This window comes from Rhodococcus aetherivorans, assembly GCF_025722975.1.
GTDB classification, from domain to species: Bacteria; Actinomycetota; Actinomycetes; order Mycobacteriales; family Mycobacteriaceae; genus Rhodococcus; species Rhodococcus aetherivorans.
On record NZ_CP106982.1, the window covers coordinates 4,580,878 to 4,598,959 of the forward strand.

Here is an 18,082-nt window from a genome sequence, read left to right on the forward strand (position 1 = left end):
CACTCCTTTTCGTTCGGGGCCGTCACCACGCGGGCGACGACCCTCCGACGCATTATCTGGAATGATTCCAGAAAATACGGCGGGGGGCAACGTCGCGGTCGTCACCACTGCGCGCCGGCCACCTGCTTGACCGTCGCGTTGAGCCGGTTCCACACGTTGATCAGCGAGATCTGCAAGATCAGCGCCGCCAGTTGCGGCTCGTCGTAGTGGCGGGCGGCCTCGTCCCAGACGTCGTCGGGCACCGGGTCGGGCCGGTCCGCGAGCCGGGTCACCGCCTCCGTCAGCGCCAGGGCCGCCCGCTCGGCATCGGTGAAGTACGGCGCCTCGCGCCACGCCGCCACCGCGAACAGCCGCTTGTCGGTCTCCCCGTCCTTCTTCGCCAGCCGCGGGTGCATGTCCACACAGACGCTGCATCCGTTGATCTGGCTCGCCCGCAGATGCACGAGGTGGGTGGTGCGCGCCGGCAGCCCGCCACCGTCGGCGGCGTTCCCCAGTGCCTGCAACGCCGTCACCGCGTCGGGCAGAACGAGCGCGGGATTCGTCATTCGAGCCTTCATGATCGTCTCCTTGTCACATCCGGGGTCGTGCGTTCGTCACAGCCATGACGGATCCCGACGACAGAATGTGACGACATGAGCGACGGATACTTTTCGGCCCACCCCGGCGGCGCCTTCCCCGCCGAACAGTTCGAGGCACATCGGGACCATCTCCGGGCGGTGGCCTTCCGCATGCTCGGCTCGGCGAGCGAGGCCGACGACGCCGTGCAGGAGGCCTGGCTGCGCCTGCACCGCTCCGGCACCGACGAGGTCGCCAACCTGGGAGGCTGGCTGACGACGGTGGTGAGCCGGGTGTGCCTGGACATGCTGCGCTCCCGGGGCTCGCGCCGGGAGGTCCCCCTCGATCAGCCCGACCGTCCCGAACCTGGGTCGACGGACCCGCGCGACGTTCCGGAAAGCGCTGCACTGCTGGCCGATTCGGTCGGTGTGGCCATGCTCGTCGTGCTCGACACCCTCGCCCCGGCCGAACGCCTCGCGTTCGTGCTGCACGACCTGTTCGCCGTCCCGTTCGACGAGATCGCCCCGATCGTGGAGCGCTCCCCCGCCGCCACCCGCCAGCTCGCGAGCCGCGCGCGGCGGCGCATCCAGGGCGCGACCGCCCCACGGGCCGACCTGATGCGCCGCCGTCGCCTCGTCGACGCGTTCCTCGCCGCGTCGCGGGAGGGACGGTTCGACGACCTGCTGGCCCTGCTCGATCCGGACGTGGTCCTTCGCGCGGACGACGTCGCCGTGGCGACGGCCCGTGCCGGCGCGGCTCACGGCGCACCGGCGCTCGCGCACGAGCTTCACGGACCCCACAGCGTCGCAAAGGTTTTCGACGGCCGCGCCCAGGCCGCCCGGACGGTGCTCGTCGACGGAATGCCCGGTGCCGCATGGGCGCCGGGCGGCCGTCCGCGCACGGTGTTCGCCTTCACGATCGAAGACGACGCGATCGTCGAGATCGAGGTGGTGTCGGATCCCGGGCAGCTCGCGGCGCTCGAGGTGACGTTCCCGGACGCCGGCTGACACGCGGGTGCGCACCTCTCGTCGCGGCACGCCGGAGACCGGCGCGGGAGGTGCGCACCCGCAGAAGGCCAGGGCTCAGACCGGGGATCCCGAAACCGCTCGGGAATGGTCGATTTCGTCCGGAACCGCGCGTTCCGCGGCACTCACCTCCGGGTCGTCGACGGGAGCACCGGGACCGAAGTGCGAGAACTTCTCGATGTGCTGATCGAGTGCGAGCGGATTCGGGGTGCCGTAGGTGAAGTACGTCTCCCACGGCAGCTTCGCGCCGCCGACCGCGAGACCGGTGTCGATATCGGACATCTGCCAGGTCTTGGTCTCGGCGTCCGGATCCAGGTGCAGGTAACCGGCCTCGCCGAACAGTTCGATGCGGTTGCCGCCCGGCTCGAACACGTAGAGGAACTGCCCCTGGGTGATCCCGTGCTTGTCGGGGCCGGCCTCGATCTGGATGTCGTAGTCGCGGAACATCTCGACCGCATCGGCAAGGTGCTGGCCGGTGCCGTAGTAGAACGCGAGGTGGTGGAGCTTGCCGCGGCCGCCGGTCATGTCCCGCATGCAGGCGACCTCGTGGCCGAGCAGGTTCGAGCTCATCCAGGCGCCGATCTCGACGTTGCCGTCCACGACGCGTTCGGTGGTGCGGAATCCGAGGTGCCGCTCGAACGAGTCCTTGAGCGGGGTGACATCCGAGGCCATCAGGTTGAGGTGGTCGATCCGCTTGACCGGAATCCCCGACAGCGGCTTCTTCGACGGCCGCGAGAGGATCTTGCTCTGCAGTTCCTGCGGGGCGACGTACTTCTCCACCTCCCACAGCAACTGCAGGTTGTGACCGTCCGGGGACTGGAACTCGAAGGTCTTGCCGTAGCCGAACTGGTCCTCGCTCCACGTACCCTCGACGTTGCCCTGCTTCAGCGACGCCACGCGGCGCTCGAGCGCCTCCGGCGAACTGGCGCGCAGCGCGGCGTGGCCCATGCCGGCTTCCGGCGCCTCGGTGACCTTCAGGCTCCACTGGTACGGGTCTTCGTACCCACGCAGGTAGACGGACTGCCCCTCCCGATGCGTGACGTACATGCCGAGGAACTTCGTGAAGAAGTCGAGGGTTTCCTGCGGCCTGGGGGTGAACAGTTCGGCACGGGCGAGGTGCGCGATGTCGAAACGGGCAGTGGGGTCGGTCATGGCTACTCCTGATCTCCGCTGGCCGGGCTTGCTGCTCCGGTTGTGGTGGATGTCACGAGCTTGCGGGGGTGCCGGCGCTTCCGTCAGCGCTGTTCGGGATAGCCGAACACCGATCGGATCACGGCCGGGCGTGTCCGGTACCGCCGGATCACCCGCCGTCTACCAGGGGATCGCCCCTAGCGTCGGCAGCATCACCCCGACACTGGAGGGAAGGCCCACAGATGAGTCGATTGAAAGCCGCGATCGTCGGATCCGGGAACATCGGGACGGACCTGATGTACAAGCTGTTGCGGTCCGAGCATGTCGAGCCGGTGTACATGGTCGGCATCGATCCGGCCAGCGAGGGACTCGAGCGGGCCCGGCAGGAGGGCCTCGAGGCGTCCGCGGAGGGGCTCGAGTGGCTCCTGGCCCGGCCCGAGCTGCCGGACGTGGTGTTCGAGGCCACCTCGGCGAGGGTGCACGCCGCGGCCGCACCCCGGTACGCCGCGGCCGGCATCACCGCGATCGACCTGACGCCCGCCTCGGTGGGCCCGTACGTCGTGCCCGCGGTCAATCTCACCGAACACCTCGACGCACCGAACGTGAACATGGTCAGCTGTGCCGGTCAGGCCACGATCCCGATCCTGTACGCGATCAACCAGGCCGCGGACGCCTACTACGGGGAGATCGTCGCCGCGATCGCCTCGCACAGCGCCGGCCCGGGCACCCGCCAGAACCTCAGCGAATTCAGCGAGAAGACCGGCCGGGCACTCGCGCAGGTCGCCGGCGCGGACCGCGCCAAGGCGATCTCGGTGATCAACCCGGCCGAGCCGCCGATGAACATGCGCGACACCGTCTACGCCAAGGTCCGCCACCCCGACCCGGACGCGATCGAACGCGCCGTGGTCGAGATGGTCGCCAAGGTGCAGCAGTACGTCCCCGGCTACACGTTGCGTCTGGTCGATGTGGACGGCGACCTGGTCACGGTCATGCTCGAGGTCGTCGGCGCCGGCGACTTCCTGCCCACCTACGCCGGAAATCTCGACATCATCACCGCCGCCGCCGTGCAGGTCGCCGACGTCATGGCGCAGCGCAGCCTCGTCCAGGGAGCAGCCCAGTGAGCACCACCGACACCACCCACACCCCCGGCACTCCCGGCGGGCGCCGCAAGGTCACCCTCGTCGACACCACCCTGCGCGACGGCATGTCGTCGGTCTCGCACCGGTTCACCCCCGGCAACGTCGCCGACATCGCCCGCGGCCTCGACCGGGCCGGGATCCCCACCATCGAGGTGGCCCACGGCATCGGCCTCGGTGCCTCCTCGATCCAGTACGGCTTCGCCGCCGCCACCGACCCCGAGTACGTGCGTGCCGCCGTCGACGCCGTCGACGATGCGGACATCGCGGTGCTGTACGTCCCGGGCATCGCCACCCTCGCCGAACTGCAGGGCGCGATCGACGCCGGCATCAAGACCGTGCGCGTCGCGGTGCACTGCACCGAGGCCGACTGCGCCCAGCAGCCCGTCGAGTGGGCCAAGGACAAGGGCCTGAACGTGATGACGTTCCTGATGATGAGCCACAAGCTCGAGCCCGAACCGCTCGCCGAGCAGGCCGCCAAGCTCGACTCCTACGGCGCCGACGTCGTCTACGTCGTCGACTCCGCCGGCGCGATGGTGCCCCGGCACGCCGGCGACCGCGTCGCGGCCCTGCGGCAGGCGATCTCCGCCGACATCGGTTTCCACGCTCACAACAATCTCGGGGTCGGCATCGCCAACGCGCTCACCGCGGCCGAGCACGGGGCGACGTTCATCGACGGGTCGCTGCGCGGGCTCGGCGCCAGCGCCGGCAACGCCCAGACCGAGGTGCTCGCCGCCGCGTTCGAGCGGGCCGGCTGGGACACCGGGGTCGAGCTGTTCCCGCTGATCGACACCGCCGAGCACGTCGTCGCCCCGCTGATGACCGAACCGCAGATCGTCGACGAGACCGCCCTGATCCTCGGCTACGCCGGGGTGTACTCGACGTTCTTCCACCCGACCAAGCGGGCTGCGAAGAAGTTCGGCCTCTCCACCCGCGAGATCCTGCTCGAGCTCGGCCGCCGCGGCGTCATCGGCGGGCAGGAGGACATGATCGTCGATGTCGCCTCCGAACTGGCCGGCCGCACCTACGAACTGCCGGCCCGAGCCGGCGTCTGACCCGGGGAGACTGCCATGACACAGACCCAGAACACGCCGTCGGTGACGCAGGTCCGGCACCTGATCGGCGGCGAATGGAAGCCGGCGTCGGACGGGGCCACCTTCGAGTCCCGCGACCCCCACGACGGGGCGCTGCTCGGGGTCGTGCCCGCGGGCACCGCCGAGGACGGTGCCGCGGCGATCACCGCCGCCCGCACCGCCTTCGACGACGGCCCCTGGCCGCTGCTGTCCCCGAAGGAGCGCGCGAAGATCCTGCACGCGGTCGCCGACACGGTCGACGCCCACCGCGAGGAACTCGCCCTGCTCGAGACCCGCGACGGCGGCAAGAGCATCAACCAGTCGCTGCACGCCGAAATCCCCCGCGTGGCCCACAATCTGCGGTTCTTCGCCGACTACGTCGCGATGGCCGCCAACGAGGCCTACCCCGACGGGGACCTGCTGTCCTACGTGCTCTACCCGCCGGCCGGTGTGGTCTCGGCGATCAGCCCGTGGAACGCACCCCTGATGCTGGCCACCTGGAAGATCGCCCCCGCGTTGGCCTTCGGTAACACCGCGGTGCTCAAGCCGGCGCCGCAGACCCCGCTGACCGCGCACCGCTTCGCCGAACTCGCCCTCGAGGCCGGACTGCCCGAGGGCGTGCTCAACGTCGTGCACGGGTTCGGCGGTGAGGCCGTCGCCGGGCCGCTGACCTCGGATCCGCGGGTGGATCGGATCACCTTCACCGGCTCGAGCGCGACGGGCGTGAAGATCCTGCAGGCCGCGGCAGTCAACCACACCCCGGTCTCGGCGGAGATGGGCGGCAAGTCCGCGAACATCGTCTTCGCCGACGCCGACCTCGACGTCGCCGTGCCGATGGCGATCCGCGCGATCTTCGGCGGCAACGGACAGGTGTGCCTGGCCGGGTCCCGGCTGCTGGTGCACAACAGCATCATGGACGAGTTCCTGGCCCGGTTCACCGAGCAGGCGAACACGCTCACCGTCGGCGACCCGAAGGACCCGTCGAACTTCCTGGGCCCGCTCATCGAGCAACGCCACCTCGACAAGGTGCACGGCTACGTCGAACTCGCCCAGGAGGAAGGCGGCAAGGTCGTCACCGGCGGCGCCCGCCTCACCGACCAGGCCCGCGCCGGCGGCTTCTACTACCCGCCCACCGTGATCACCGGGCTGAGCAACGACTCCCGCACCGCACGCGAGGAGATCTTCGGTCCGGTCGAGACCGTCCTCGGCTTCGACACCGAACAGGAGGCCCTGCGCATCGCCAACGACTCCCCCTACGGCCTGGCCGGGATGCTGTTCACCCAGAACCTGGACCGGGCCCACCGGATGGCCGCCCGCTGGAAGGCCGGCACCGTGTGGATCAACACGTTCTTCGAACGCGACCTGCGCCTGCCGTTCGGCGGCGAAGGCGCCAGCGGCCTCGGCCGCGAAGGCGGCCAGTACTCGCGCGAATTCTTCACCGAACCCCGCGCGGTCACCCTCCGATTGCGCGGCTGAAACGGCCGGAGAATCGGATTCGCTCCGCAGACCGGAATCCGCCCACGGCATCTTGCGTGGGCGGATTTCTGTTCGGCGCGTCGATCGCGGCCGAACGACCAATCGCCCGTCCCGCTACTGCGCGGATCGTCCGGGCGTTCCACAACGGCAAGAGGGAGCACAGGTATGACTTCGTCCTCAGTGTGTGTCGTCGTCGGCGCGACCGGTGCGATGGGCACCGAGTTCACCCGTCGCCTGGCCCGTCGCGGCCTTCGCGTGATCGCCGTCGCCCGCAACGCCGACGACCTCGACAAGCTGGCGGCCTCGGACGACCTGATCGTCCCGTGCGTCGCCGACATCGCCGACGACAGCGCGATCGAGGCGATCGCCGCCCACGTCGACGCACCGGTGCGGATGGCCGTGTTCGCGGCCGGACTTCCGGTGCGCGGCTCGGCCGACACCATCGCGCCGGGAGACTTCGCGGTCGGCGCGAACATCAAGGTCGGCGGGCTGGTGCGGCTGCTGCACGCCGTCCGCGACCACCTGGTGCCGGGTTCGCGTTTCGTGACGATCGCCGGGTCGCTCGGACTCGAACCCGGCCCGCTCGACGCCGGGCCGGGGACGGTGAATGCCGCGGTCTTCAACCTCATGCGCCAGCTCAGCGCGCTGTACGGCCCGAAGGGCGTCACCACCCACACCATCGCGCCGGGGCCTGTCGACACGCCACGGCTGCGGAAGTTCGTCGAGACCGAAGCCGCCGAGACCGGCCGCGACCCCGGCGAGATCTGGAACCGCTACCGCGCCAAGACCACGCTCGGCCGGCTACCGACCCTCGACGAGATCGGCTGGACTCTGGAGATGCTGCTCGCCCCCGAGGCCGCCGTGCTGCACGGAAGCGTCCTCACCGTCGACGGCGGGACCCGGCACGGAGTCCAATAGTCACGGAGTCCAATAGTCACGGAGTCCAATAGTCACGGCGTCCACTAGATCTGTACCCCAAAACGTCACAAAGGAGCGGCCATGCCCGTTGCACACTTCCATCTCGTCGACGGCGCCTACACTGCCGAGCAACGACGTCGGCTGCTCGCCGACGCGAGCCGCTGCTACGCGGAGGTCCTCGACTCCCCGATCGAGCGAGTGCGGGCGTTCGTCGTCCGGTACGACCCGGACGACGCCGCGACGGCCGGGACGGTGATCGCCGACGGCGGCACCCCGGCCCCCTACTTCACCGCGATCGTCCTCGCCGGACGCCCGATCGAGCAGCGCCAGGAGTTGGCGGCTCGATTCACCGATCTGATCGTCGAGATCCTTGGGGCGCAGCGGGATCTGGTGCGCGGACAGATCGTCGAAGTCGATCCGGTGAACTGGTCCATCGCAGGCAACCCGGCCGCTGCCACGCGCGCCGGCGAGATCACGGCGCGCGCGGCGGCCGCACAGCCGGCGCGGTGATCAGCGGGGCATGAGCGAATGTGCCGTTACGTCGATCTATCCGACACAACGGCACATTCGCTCGGGGGTTCGAGAGGCGGGGTGACCGCGACGCCCGCCGCGGCCACCCCGCCCTGCTCGATCAGAACCCCCAGGGTTCGTCCCTGCCCTGCAGCTCGAGCGACCGGAAGGTGCCGGTGTAGAACACCAGCGGGTGCCCGTCGTCGTACCAGAGCCGCTCCACCCGGCCCACGTGCAGGGTGTGGTCACCCGCGGGATGCGAATCGACCACGGTGCACGCGAGGTGAACCAGTGCACCTTCGAGGAGAGGCACGCCCTTGCGCCACACGAACCGAACCAGATCCGGCTGGTTCGCCGCGCCGGCGAAGTGCAGGGACAACGGTTCCTGGTCCCCGGCGAGGATCGAAACGCCGTACCGCCCCGCCTCGCGGATCCGCTCGTTCATCTTGGCGCGGTTGGCGATCGATACGAGCACGAGCGGCGGATCGAGCGACACGGAGGTGAACGCGTTGGCGGTCATTCCGTGCACCGAGGCCTCGTCCTCGGACTCGGCGGTGGTGACAATGGTGACGCCGCTGGCGAACCGGCCGAGGGCCTTACGCATGTGCAGAGGCGTGACGTCGAGATCGGATCCCCGGGCGGTGTCGGTCATGACCGTACTCCTCATCGCTGCGCCCCGTTCAGCTACGGACGATCTTCAGATCGTCGTTGTTGATCAGGTCCGGGCGCGTCCAGCCGTCGATGTCGTATTCGGACATGCACTGCTCGGCGAAGCCTTTGAGCTGATTGTCCAGGCCCTGAGCCTGGTAGGCGAACAGCGTCTGGAAGCGCACGGCCTCGTGGTCGCCGCCGTAGTTGCGCTCGTACAGTTCGTGCCGGCCGCCGAACTCGGTACCGACGGCATCCCAGAGCAGCTTGAGCAGCTTGACACGATCGATGGCCACGATGCCGTTCGACCCGCGAACGTACTGGTCGAGGTACGGCCGGATCTCGGGGTTACCCCAGTCGCTCGCATGCGAATTCAGGTAGATCAGGCCGCTGCCGAGGGTCTGCTGGATGATCTCCTTGATCCGCGGGTAGCCGACGCCCATGAAGGTGCGGTAGGCGAGACCGTAGTTGAGGTTCGGTTGCACGGCCCCGTTGACCCACGGATCGGGCGTCTTCGCCATCGCGTCGGACAGTCCCCAGAACATGTCACGCCAGTTGAGGATCTCGCCGATCTGCATCTGCACGCCGCGGAATCCGGCCGAGCCGGTCATCTCCACCGCCTTCATCACACAGCCGGCGATGAAGTCCAGCTTCACGGCGAGACGGGCGCAACCGTGGAACATGAAGCGAGACATGAAGCCCGACTTCATCACGAACCCGTTGGTCGTCTCGGTGTCGTAGGCGAAGACGTTCTCCCACGGAACCAGCACCCGGTCGAACACCATGATGGCGTCGTTCTCGTCGAATCGGCTCGAGAGCGGGTAGTCGAACGGCGTACCCATGACGGCGGCGTTCATCTCGTAGGACGTACGGCAGAACAGCTTCAGGCCCGGCGAATCCATCGGGACGGTGAAGATCAGGCCGAACTCCTTCTTGCGGAGCGGCAGGCCGTAGTGCGCGATGAAGTTGGCGTTGGTGATCGCCGACCCGGTCGCCACCACCTTGGCGCCGGACACGATCAGGCCCGCGTTGGTTTCCTCCACCACGTGCACGCAGATGTCGGCGGTCTCGTCGGCGGGCTTGTCGCGGTCGATCGGGGGGTTCACGATCGCGTGGTTCATGTAGATCACGCGTTCCTGTGCTTCCTTGTACCACCGCTTCGCGTTGTCCTGGTACTCCCCGTAGAACTCCGCGTTGGCTCCGAGGGTGCCGAGGAACGACGCCTTGTAGTCGGGCGAGCGGCCCAGCCAGCCGTACACCTCGCGCTGCCAGGTGGCGATCGCATCACGAGCGAGGAGCAGATCGTCGGCACTGTGCGCCGTCTTGAAGAACGGATGGGTGAATCCTCCGTTACCGGTGTCGGTCGGCACCGACAGGATGCCCTTCGCTTCCGGCTTGTGCATCGCGTCGTACATCCGGGCCACCGACCGGACCGAATTGCGGAAGGCCGGATGTGTGGTGACATCGTCGACCCGCTCGCCACGGAAGTACACCTCACGACCGTCGCGGAGCGACTCGATGTACTCGTCGCCGGTCATGGGCCGGACGGTGTTGGGCGCTCCGACGGCGTCGCCCAGGATCGATGTGGTCGTCATGGTCTTCACTCCTGGTCTCGGGGGTGTGGTGCAGGAATCGGCTCGGGTGGGGAACGGCACGACGGGCGTCGACCCGGCCCGGCCGTATCCGCCGACTTCGGAGGATCCCGGCACCGATCACGCTGGCGCGCTTCGGTAACCGTCCTCGGTGGTCGCGCGGGGCCGGGGGTTGGGATATCGTTCCGGGCGCCACGTTCCTGTGATCTGTAACACTAGAAGGCGGAGGTGTGGTGGAACATGGCTGAGCGCGAACAAACGGGTGACTCTGCGCGCAACGGAGCGGCCCCCGGCATCGTTTCCCTGCGGACGCAGGAGCTGGACACGAGCGAGGGGCACACCCGATGGGCGAGCACGCTGGGGCAGCTGTACTGCGAGATGGACGTCGCGTGGCCGAACCCACGACGTCACTTCGACGCGGAATGGGGCGGCCGGCCGTTCGGCGATCTGCACGTCAGCACGATCCGGGCCGACGCCCACACGGTGGTCCGCTCGCCCGCGATGGTCGACTCCGACTCCGGTGCAGGCTATCTCGTGTGCATCGTGACCGAGGGCCACGTCGAGGTGCAGCAGTCGGGCCGGACCACGACGGTCGAGCGAGGGTCGTTCGCATTGCTCGACTGCGCCACCCCGTTCGTCTTCCACTCCCCCGCGCCGTTCCGGCAGATCGTCGTGCGGTCTCCTCGTGAACTGCTCACCTCGCGCCTGCCGGGGCGGATCGTCGAACACGGCACGGCCCGCACGATCTGCGGCGAGACCGGGCCGGGCGGACTGGTCGGTCGTTTCTTCGTCGACATCGCGTCGATGAATGCCCCCATCTCGCGGGGGGCCGCCGTGTCGTTCGCCTCCTCGGCCGTCGACATGCTGGTCACCGCCCTCACCGAAGGCACTGTCGCGACCGGTGCCGCCCAATTGCACCGCACGGAAGATCTCACCCGCGTCCAGCGGGTCATCGAACAGAAGCTGCACGATCCCGAGCTCACGCTTCCGGACGTCGCCGCCGACGCCGGGATGTCGTTGCGCAACGTCCAGAAGCTCTTCAGCGCAGCGGGCACCACTCCGCGCGCATGGCTGTATCAGGCACGGCTCGAGCGCGCGCGGAAGTACCTGCTGACGACCGAGATGTCCGTCGCCGAGGTCAGCGAATGCGCGGGCTTCCGGGACGTCTCCCACTTCAGCAGGACGTTCCGCGCCGCCTTCGGCGCGAGCCCCGGCCAGTATCGGAAGGAACGCGCCGGCCGCGAACCGGGGCACCGACACTGAACGACGACCGGCCGGGTGCTCGGGCTGAACCCGAACACCCGGCCGCGGAACCGGTCACACCGGCGACATCACCGGCGGCGCGCTGCCGACGGTGAACTCCTCCTTGAAGATCAACCGGGGCGCCATGCGACGCCGTTTGAGCGCCTTGACCGCCGCGGTGACCATGGCGGGTGGCCCGCACAGGTATGCGCTGCGCCCCTTGCAACTGGCGAAGTCGTCGAGCACGGCGTCGGTGACCACGCCGGTGGCGCCGTCCCACTGCTCCTCGCTGAGTACAGGGTGGTAGCGGAATCGGGGATCGGCGGCCTCGAGAGCCCGGAAGAAGTCCACGTCGTACAGATCCGCCTGCCCGCGCCCTCCGTGGTACAGGTCGATGCTCGGGACAAGATCGTTGGAGAGTGCATGGCGCACAATCGACTTCAAGGGGGCAAGCCCCGTTCCGCCGCCGACCAGAATGGCCGGTTCTTCCTGGGGACGAACCAGGGCGAACTGCCCCAGCGGCCCGCGCAGCCCGATCCGGTCTCCCGGCCGAAGCGAGCCGAAGATCCACCCCTCCGTCGCGAGCCCTCCATCGACCCGCTTGATGTGGAACTCGAGCCGGCGCGACTCGGAGGGCGGATTGGCCATCGAGTACTGACGCGCCACAACGGAACCCGGCACGATCAGCTCGGCGTACTGACCGGCGGAGAACTCCATCGGCTCGTCCAGCTCCACGACGAGCCGGCGGGTGCACCGTGCGATGTCGGCCAGCTCGAGCACGGTGCCGGCGTGGTCGCGCAAGGGATGCCTCGGCCCGTCCGGGGGCACGTCGTTCAACGGCGCGACGGTCAGATCGGTGCGAGGTGTCGCCTGACAGGCGAGTGTGAGCCCGGACGCGCGCTCCGCCTCGCTCAGGATGGTCTCGTCGGGCCGGCCGTGGTCCACCTCGCCGCACAGCACCCTGATCTTGCAGGTCCCGCAGGTGCCCTGCGAGCACGCGTGCGGCAACCAGCGGTTCGCCCGCAGTGCGGACTCGAGTACCGAACGGTCGGGCGCGCCGGGAAAGGCCCCGTCCTGCCCGGAAACGGTCACCGAGTGGCTCACGACTACACCTCCCATCGGACGTGCAGGCCCTGCGGGCCGCGGAAGGTCCAGCCCCAGAAGCTCGGGGTGCGGTCGGGGTCGGGTTCGATGTTCGGGATCGTCTCGAACAACTCCTCGAGGGCGATCCGGACGATCGCGGTCCCGAGGTAGGTGCCGGCACAGGCGTGCTTGCCGGCGCCGAAGGCGAGGTGCGGCATGACCGGCCGGTCCACGTCGTAGGCGTCCGGGTTCGCCCACACCGTCTCGTCGCGGTTGGCCGAGCCGTACGCGAGTATGACCGGCGTACCCGCGGGCAGGTCGACGCCGCCGACGGTGACCTCCCGGTTCGCGACCTTGACGGCGGCGCTCCAGATCGGCGCTACCCAGCGCGCGCCCTCGTTGACCGCCCGCGGGAGGAGATCCGGATCGTCGACGACGCGCTCGAGCTGGTCGGGATGCTGCAGCAGGCCCGCCAGTGTCGTCGTCATGACGTGACCGGGCTCCTGCAGCGCACCGAGCAGGAAGACGTAGATGTTCGGGTAGATTTCCGACCGCTCCCGCACCTGCCCCTCCGGCATTCCGTCGTGCAACCAGTGCGAGATCAACGTGTGGTCGGGATTGCGGGTCCAGTGGTCGAGCAACGGATCGACGGTGGCGACGATCTCCTCCTTGATCCGGTCTCCGGCCTCGAAGGGCTCGGCATGGGCGAACTCGCCGTTCTCGTCGACCTCGGCGTTGCCGTACGACAGCGCGAGCGTCTGGAACCACCGCACGAGCGTCTCCGAGGGGACGTTCCGCAGACCCATCAGGTCACCGACCGCACGGACGCTGACCGGAGCGAAATAGGCCTCCTGGATGTCCACGGCCCCGAGTTCCTCGATCCGTTCGAGGATGCTCCGCGCCTGCGGCCGGACCAGCGCTTCCACGTAGGAGTCGACCGCGGCGGGCCGGAGTTGCGGATCGATCCATTCGCGCAGCTTGCGGTGCCGCTCGCCGTTGGAGTCGAGCACGGTTCCGGTCCCGAACGTCCGCCCGCCCGAGGGGGCGATCACCGTGGACCACGTCTCGGAGTCCTGGGTGATCTGCAGGCACAGCTCCCTCGTGGCCACCACGTGCATCCCGATCGCCGGGACGTAGGCGACCGGCGCCTCCCGGCGCAGCCGCTCGTAGATCGGATTCGGGTCGCGGTCGAGTTCCTCCATGGTGATCTCGTCGATCCAGGTATGGGTGGTGGTCATGATGTCGCTCTCCTGTCGTGGGCTCATCCGGAGATGACGGCCGGGGTCGCGCAGACGGGGTGTCCCGCGGTATCGTCCGCCCGCCGAGTTCCTGTGATCTGGAACACTAGAAGGCGGAGGTGAGCGGGAACATGACCGACAGTGCACCGAAGGATGACTCCCCGTGCACCGCGGCGTCCGGCCGGAGATTGGCGCTGAGCACGCGCGAACTGGAGTCCACCGAAGGTCGTGCCCGGTGGACGGACACGCTCGAGACGACCTACTGCGAGATGGACGTCGACTGGCCGCAGACGCACGACCGTTTCGCGGCGGATCTGGTCGCGCGCCCGCTCGGGGAGATGACCGTCAGTGTGGTGCATGCCGATCCGCACGCGGTGGTGCGGACACCGTCGATGATCACCTCGGATCCGAACGACGACTACCTGCTGTGCTTGATCACGCGCGGTTCCGCGATCCTGACGCAGGGGACCCGGTCGGCGACCCTCACCGACGGCGCCTTCGGCATCGTCGACTCGTCGGCACCGTTCGTCGTCGACGCCACAACCGAATTCGAGCAGATCGTGCTGCGCACGCCGCGTGAGCAGCTGACCTCCCGCCTTCCTGTCGAGCTCATGAACAGCGTGACAGGCCAGGGCATTTCCGGACAGTCCGGAATCGGACGGTTCGTGTCCCGGTTCCTCGTCGAGGTCGCCACCGCCGATACCCCCTTGTCGCAGGGCTCTTCGGCAACCGTTGCGGCCGCGGCGCTGGATCTGCTCGTGAGCGCGATCGGTGAACAGTCGCCCCCGTTGAGCGCCACGAAGCGGATCCACGCGGACGACCTTCGCAAGGTGCAGAGCACCATGGTCCGGTATCTCCGAGACCCCGACCACACGCTCGCCGATGTCGGCGCGGAACTCGGAATGTCCGTGCGGTACATCCACAAGTTGTTCAGCACGGCGGGAACCACCCCCCGCACCTGGCTGTACCAGGTACGCCTCGGACGCGCGCGTGCCCTGCTGTCGGAAACCGACCTCACGGTCACCGAGATCAGCGGCCTGGTCGGCTTCCGGGACGTGTCCCACTTCAGCCGTGCCTTCCGTCGGCAGTTCGGCTCCAGCCCCGCGCATTTCCGGCTCGGTCGAGCCGTACGATAGTCGCCGGGACGGGCGGACCGCGTGCACCGCGCGTCCGCAGTCCCGCGAGAACCGTTCGTCCCGTTGCCTCGCCGGAGATCGACGACCGTCCCGCGCTCCGAATGATGTGCGGAGAATGTTCCGTTATCCGGTGTGATCGCGTCCGAAGATCTGTCGTGCGAGGACCCATCGCTGGATCTCGTTGGCGCCCTCGTAGATCTCACCGATCTTGCTGTCCCGGTATATCGCCTCGACCGGTCCTTCGGTGTCGTCGGCTCCGAGGGACTGCACGAATCCGAGTCCGCCGAACGCCTGCACGGCATCCCGGGCGATGCGCGCCGCCAGGTCGGTGCCGCGCAGCTTCGCCATCGCCGCTTCGGGCTCGGGAAAATGTTCCCCGGTGTCGAGCCGAAGAGCCGCTTTCAGGTACAGGCTGCGGGCGGCCTCGAGATCCGCCGCGTAGTCGGCCATCACGAACTGCCAGTGCTGTTTGGAAGCCAGCGAACCACCGAACGCGTGCCGCGACTTCAGATGCGCGACGGTGCGGTCGAAGGCGGCCTGCGCCATGCCGACGCCGGCGGCGCCGATTCCGATGCGGCCGTACGTGAGTGTCCGGAGCGCGACGCGCAGGCCGCCGCCGACCCGCCCGAGCACCGCTTCCGGTCCGAGCCGAACACGGTCGAGGATCACGTCGGCCGTGATCTGCCCGCGGTTGCCGAGTTTGCGGTCGGGTGTGCCGACGGTGACGCCCGGTGCGCTGGTGGGAACGATGAAGGTGGTGAGGCTGTCGCCGGTCCGGGCGAGCACGACGACGACGCCGGCGACGACCGAATTGGTGATCCACCGCTTGCGGCCGGTGAGTACCCACCCGTCGCCGTCCGGGCTCGCGACGGTCTGCACCGCTTCGGGAGAGAGATCGCTCGACGCACCGGGCTCACTCGTCGCGAACGACCCGACGATCTCCCCGTCGACGACGGGACGCAGCCATCGGTGCCGTTGCTCCTCGGTGCCCTGGTCCAGTGCCGTGCCGGCGAGGATGCAATGGACGTCGTAGATGGCGGCGACACTGTTGGAGTAGTACGCCAGTTCCTCGACGGCCACCGCGGTGGCCGTGGCGCGATGCGTGAGTCCGTCGCCACCGACGTCCGCGGTGAAGGGAATGCGGAACAGACCGTTCGAGGCCATGGCCTCGAACGCGTCCCGCGGGAACCCGTCGAGGCGCTCGTCCCCGCCGGCGATCCGGCCGGCGATCGGCGCGACGGCCCGGGTGGCGAAGTCCCGGACGCGGTCGCGCACCTGTCGCACCTCCGGTGGCGACAGCAGGTCGTGGTACATCCGGTCCGCCACCCGTTCGCAGCCGGGCTCGGGCTCGGCAACCAGGGTCAGGGCGCGCTGTCGGTTCGACGTCATCGGGTTCTCCGGGGGATACAGGGGATGGTGTCTCCCTTGTGTATCCCGCGGCCCCGCCCCGATCCGGTCCGATCACGATGCTCGACTTCGTCGCCGGCGGGCGTTGTCGCAGTTCGGGATATCCGGACCGTTCAGGCCCGTGTCTCACGCTCGGCGATCGTCACATCACCCGCCGCGAAGTGTGTCTTCGGCGTCTCCCGCAGCACCACCCGGATGTTGGGCAGCGGCGCGTCCAGGGCCCGGTGCGCCGCCTGGGTCAGTTCGTGGATCAGCCTCCGGAGCTCGTCCGGGCTGCGCCCCTCCGCGATCGTCACGTCGATGAACGGCATCGTCAGCCTCCCGCGACGGTGACGGTGCCGAGGGTGGTGAAGTGCGCGGCGATGCGCGCCCCCGGCTGCACCGGCACCGCGTCGGTCATGCCGCCGGTGAGCACCACCCACCCTGCCTCGATGGCGAGTCCCCGCTCGGCCAGGGTGTTCGCGGCGAAGGCCAGCGCCTCCGCGGGATGTCCGTGCACCGCGGCGCCCGTCGCCGAGTCCACCACCTCGCCGTCGACCTCGAGCAGGCACGCCTCGAGGGCGAGATCGAGATCCTCCGGCGCACGGCCGACCGGACCGGTCACGTACCGTCCGGACGAGTTGTTGTCCGCGACGGCGTCCATCATCGAGAACTGGTAGCCGGAGAACCGGCTGTCGATGATCTCGATCGCGCCGACCACGTGCTCCACCGCGGCCAGCGCGGTCGCGGCCGAGACCCCGGGTCCCTCGAGCCTGCGGCCCATGACGAACGCGATCTCCGGCTCCGCGCGGGCGTGGATCATCTTCTCGCGCGGGACAGGCTCGCCGATCGGCAGGATCATCCGGTCCGTGAGCCACGCGGTGGACGGCGAGTCCACGCCCACCTGCCGTTGCTTCGCCTTCGACGTGACCCCGAGCTTCACGCCGGTGAGCCGCTCGCCGCGGGCGAGCCGCATGCGCAACGCGATGTCCTGCGCGGCGTACGCGGTCCCCAGGTCCAGTCCGTCCCATTCCGCGAGGATCGACGTCTGCGGGGTCGCGGTGTCCTCCGCACGCAGCAGCACGTCGGCGACGCGGGCCGCGCTCCACAACTGGTCGCTCATTTCTCGTCCTTTCCTCCGAGCACGGCGGTGACGCTGCCGAGCCCGCTGATGTTCGCCACGACGGAGTCGCCCGCCGCCACCGGGAACGCCCTGGTCATGGAACCTGGAAGCACCACATGCCCCGGTTCGAGGGTGACCCCGAGCGGGCCGACCGTGTTGGCCAGCCACACCAGTGCGTTGAGCGGGGACCCGAGCACGGCTCCGCCTGCTCCCGTCGCGGTGAGTTCACCGCCTATGTGGAGCGTGCATCCGATCAGCCTCAGGTCGACGTCGCCGAGGGAGACCGGCCGGCTCCCCAGGATCACCCCGCCGGAGGAGGCATTGTCCGCGATGGTGTCGAAGATGCCGATCTTCCAGTCCCGGATCCGCGAGTCGACGATCTCGAGTGCGGGCAGCACGAAGTCCACGGCCCGCGCGGCTTCGGCGGCGGTGACGCCCGGACCGGCCAGCGGCCGGCCGAGCACGAACGCCACCTCGGGCTCGATCCGCGGCTGCAGGAAGCGGCCGGCGGGGATCGGCTGGTGCTCGAGGTGGAACATGCTCGCGGTCAGGTGCCCGAAATCGGGTTGATCGACGCCCATCTGCCGCTGGATCGCGCGGGAGGCCAAGCCCACCTTGTGGCCCTTGACGACATCACCGGCCAGCGTCCACTGCTCGACCTGCAGCTGTTGGATCCGGTAGGCGAGTTCGATCGACGCGTCGGGATGGTCCGGGGTGAGCGGATCGATCGGTTCCCCCGTGCGATACACCTCGAGCAGTCGGTCTGCGGCCTTGTGGGCGGCGGTGTCCATGGCTCCTCTTTTTCGCTTG

Annotated in this window: 18 protein-coding genes; 8 read left to right on the forward strand and 10 right to left on the reverse strand. The window is 69.0% G+C overall.

All coding sequences use genetic code 11. The features are described 5' to 3' along the window. Positions 1 to 101 precede the first annotated feature (101 nt). The gene (locus OCS65_RS20765; RefSeq protein WP_029542316.1) at positions 102 to 557 is read right to left on the reverse strand and encodes a carboxymuconolactone decarboxylase family protein; all 456 of its coding nucleotides are present in this window, start codon (positions 555 to 557) and stop codon (positions 102 to 104) included. A 75-nt stretch (positions 558 to 632) separates the two neighbouring features. Here OCS65_RS20765 and OCS65_RS20770 point away from each other — a divergent pair, with 75 nt between their 5' ends. Then, a complete protein-coding gene (locus tag OCS65_RS20770) occupies positions 633 to 1,562 on the forward strand; it encodes a sigma-70 family RNA polymerase sigma factor (protein WP_065922834.1) in 930 nt (309 codons plus the stop codon). Positions 1,563 to 1,637: 75 nt separating this feature from the next. On the opposite strand, the gene OCS65_RS20775 is transcribed toward OCS65_RS20770, so the two are convergent. Next, positions 1,638 to 2,732, reverse strand: coding sequence for a VOC family protein (locus OCS65_RS20775; protein ID WP_006933903.1), 1,095 nt, complete (start codon positions 2,730 to 2,732; stop codon positions 1,638 to 1,640). 221 nt (positions 2,733 to 2,953) lie between these two features. Here OCS65_RS20775 and OCS65_RS20780 point away from each other — a divergent pair, with 221 nt between their 5' ends. The 5 genes from OCS65_RS20780 to OCS65_RS20800 all read left to right on the forward strand — a co-directional run bounded on the left by OCS65_RS20780 (position 2,954) and on the right by OCS65_RS20800 (position 7,824). Continuing rightward, entirely contained in the window at positions 2,954 to 3,832 is an 879-nt protein-coding gene (locus OCS65_RS20780) for an acetaldehyde dehydrogenase (acetylating) (RefSeq protein WP_065922835.1), read from the forward strand. Then, positions 3,829 to 4,902, forward strand: a complete 1,074-nt coding sequence (gene dmpG, locus OCS65_RS20785; RefSeq protein WP_006933900.1) for a 4-hydroxy-2-oxovalerate aldolase — start codon at positions 3,829 to 3,831, stop codon at positions 4,900 to 4,902. The genes OCS65_RS20780 and dmpG overlap by 4 nt, the downstream gene beginning before the upstream one ends. A 15-nt stretch (positions 4,903 to 4,917) precedes the next feature. Continuing rightward, a complete protein-coding gene (locus tag OCS65_RS20790) occupies positions 4,918 to 6,396 on the forward strand; it encodes an aldehyde dehydrogenase (RefSeq protein ID WP_043799230.1) in 1,479 nt (492 codons plus the stop codon). 165 nt (positions 6,397 to 6,561) lie between these two features. Beyond that, entirely contained in the window at positions 6,562 to 7,314 is a 753-nt protein-coding gene (locus OCS65_RS20795) for an SDR family NAD(P)-dependent oxidoreductase (RefSeq protein ID WP_006933896.1), read from the forward strand. Between the two features lie 81 nt (positions 7,315 to 7,395). After that, positions 7,396 to 7,824, forward strand: coding sequence for a tautomerase family protein (locus OCS65_RS20800; RefSeq protein WP_006933894.1), 429 nt, complete (start codon positions 7,396 to 7,398; stop codon positions 7,822 to 7,824). A 121-nt stretch (positions 7,825 to 7,945) separates the two neighbouring features. Here the strand turns inward: OCS65_RS20800 and nphA are convergent, their stop codons facing one another. Then, a complete protein-coding gene (nphA, locus tag OCS65_RS20805) occupies positions 7,946 to 8,476 on the reverse strand; it encodes an NADH-dependent flavin reductase (RefSeq protein ID WP_006933892.1) in 531 nt (176 codons plus the stop codon). A 28-nt stretch (positions 8,477 to 8,504) separates the two neighbouring features. Then, positions 8,505 to 10,067, reverse strand: coding sequence for a 4-hydroxyphenylacetate 3-hydroxylase family protein (locus OCS65_RS20810; RefSeq protein WP_065923515.1), 1,563 nt, complete (start codon positions 10,065 to 10,067; stop codon positions 8,505 to 8,507). A gap of 237 nt (positions 10,068 to 10,304) precedes the next feature. Here OCS65_RS20810 and OCS65_RS20815 point away from each other — a divergent pair, with 237 nt between their 5' ends. Further along, complete coding sequence (locus tag OCS65_RS20815) at positions 10,305 to 11,327, forward strand: AraC family transcriptional regulator (protein ID WP_006933888.1); 1,023 nt, start codon at positions 10,305 to 10,307, stop codon at positions 11,325 to 11,327. A gap of 54 nt (positions 11,328 to 11,381) precedes the next feature. On the opposite strand, the gene OCS65_RS20820 is transcribed toward OCS65_RS20815, so the two are convergent. After that, complete coding sequence (locus OCS65_RS20820) at positions 11,382 to 12,410, reverse strand: NADH:ubiquinone reductase (Na(+)-transporting) subunit F (protein ID WP_006933887.1); 1,029 nt, start codon at positions 12,408 to 12,410, stop codon at positions 11,382 to 11,384. A gap of 2 nt (positions 12,411 to 12,412) precedes the next feature. Beyond that, positions 12,413 to 13,627: a cytochrome P450 gene (locus OCS65_RS20825; protein ID WP_029542310.1), complete on the reverse strand. Its 1,215-nt coding sequence runs from the start codon at positions 13,625 to 13,627 to the stop codon at positions 12,413 to 12,415. Between the two features lie 131 nt (positions 13,628 to 13,758). On the opposite strand from OCS65_RS20825, the gene OCS65_RS20830 reads away from it, so the two are divergent. Continuing rightward, the gene (locus tag OCS65_RS20830) at positions 13,759 to 14,763 is read left to right on the forward strand and encodes an AraC family transcriptional regulator (protein WP_043799227.1); all 1,005 of its coding nucleotides are present in this window, start codon (positions 13,759 to 13,761) and stop codon (positions 14,761 to 14,763) included. Positions 14,764 to 14,886: 123 nt separating this feature from the next. Here the strand turns inward: OCS65_RS20830 and OCS65_RS20835 are convergent, their stop codons facing one another. The 4 genes from OCS65_RS20835 to OCS65_RS20850 all read right to left on the reverse strand — a co-directional run bounded on the left by OCS65_RS20835 (position 14,887) and on the right by OCS65_RS20850 (position 18,063). Beyond that, positions 14,887 to 16,152 carry an acyl-CoA dehydrogenase family protein gene (locus OCS65_RS20835; RefSeq protein WP_065922836.1) on the reverse strand — a complete coding sequence of 422 codons (1,266 nt, stop codon included), beginning with the start codon at positions 16,150 to 16,152 and terminating at the stop codon, positions 14,887 to 14,889. Between the two features lie 131 nt (positions 16,153 to 16,283). Next, positions 16,284 to 16,481: a tautomerase family protein gene (locus OCS65_RS20840; RefSeq protein ID WP_006933877.1), complete on the reverse strand. Its 198-nt coding sequence runs from the start codon at positions 16,479 to 16,481 to the stop codon at positions 16,284 to 16,286. Between the two features lie 2 nt (positions 16,482 to 16,483). Continuing rightward, on the reverse strand, positions 16,484 to 17,272 hold the full coding sequence (locus OCS65_RS20845) for a 2-keto-4-pentenoate hydratase (RefSeq protein WP_006933875.1): 789 nt from the start codon (positions 17,270 to 17,272) through the stop codon (positions 16,484 to 16,486). Further along, positions 17,269 to 18,063, reverse strand: coding sequence for a 2-keto-4-pentenoate hydratase (locus tag OCS65_RS20850; RefSeq protein ID WP_006933873.1), 795 nt, complete (start codon positions 18,061 to 18,063; stop codon positions 17,269 to 17,271). Before OCS65_RS20850 ends, OCS65_RS20845 begins: the two co-directional genes overlap by 4 nt. Positions 18,064 to 18,082: the final 19 nt, after the last annotated feature.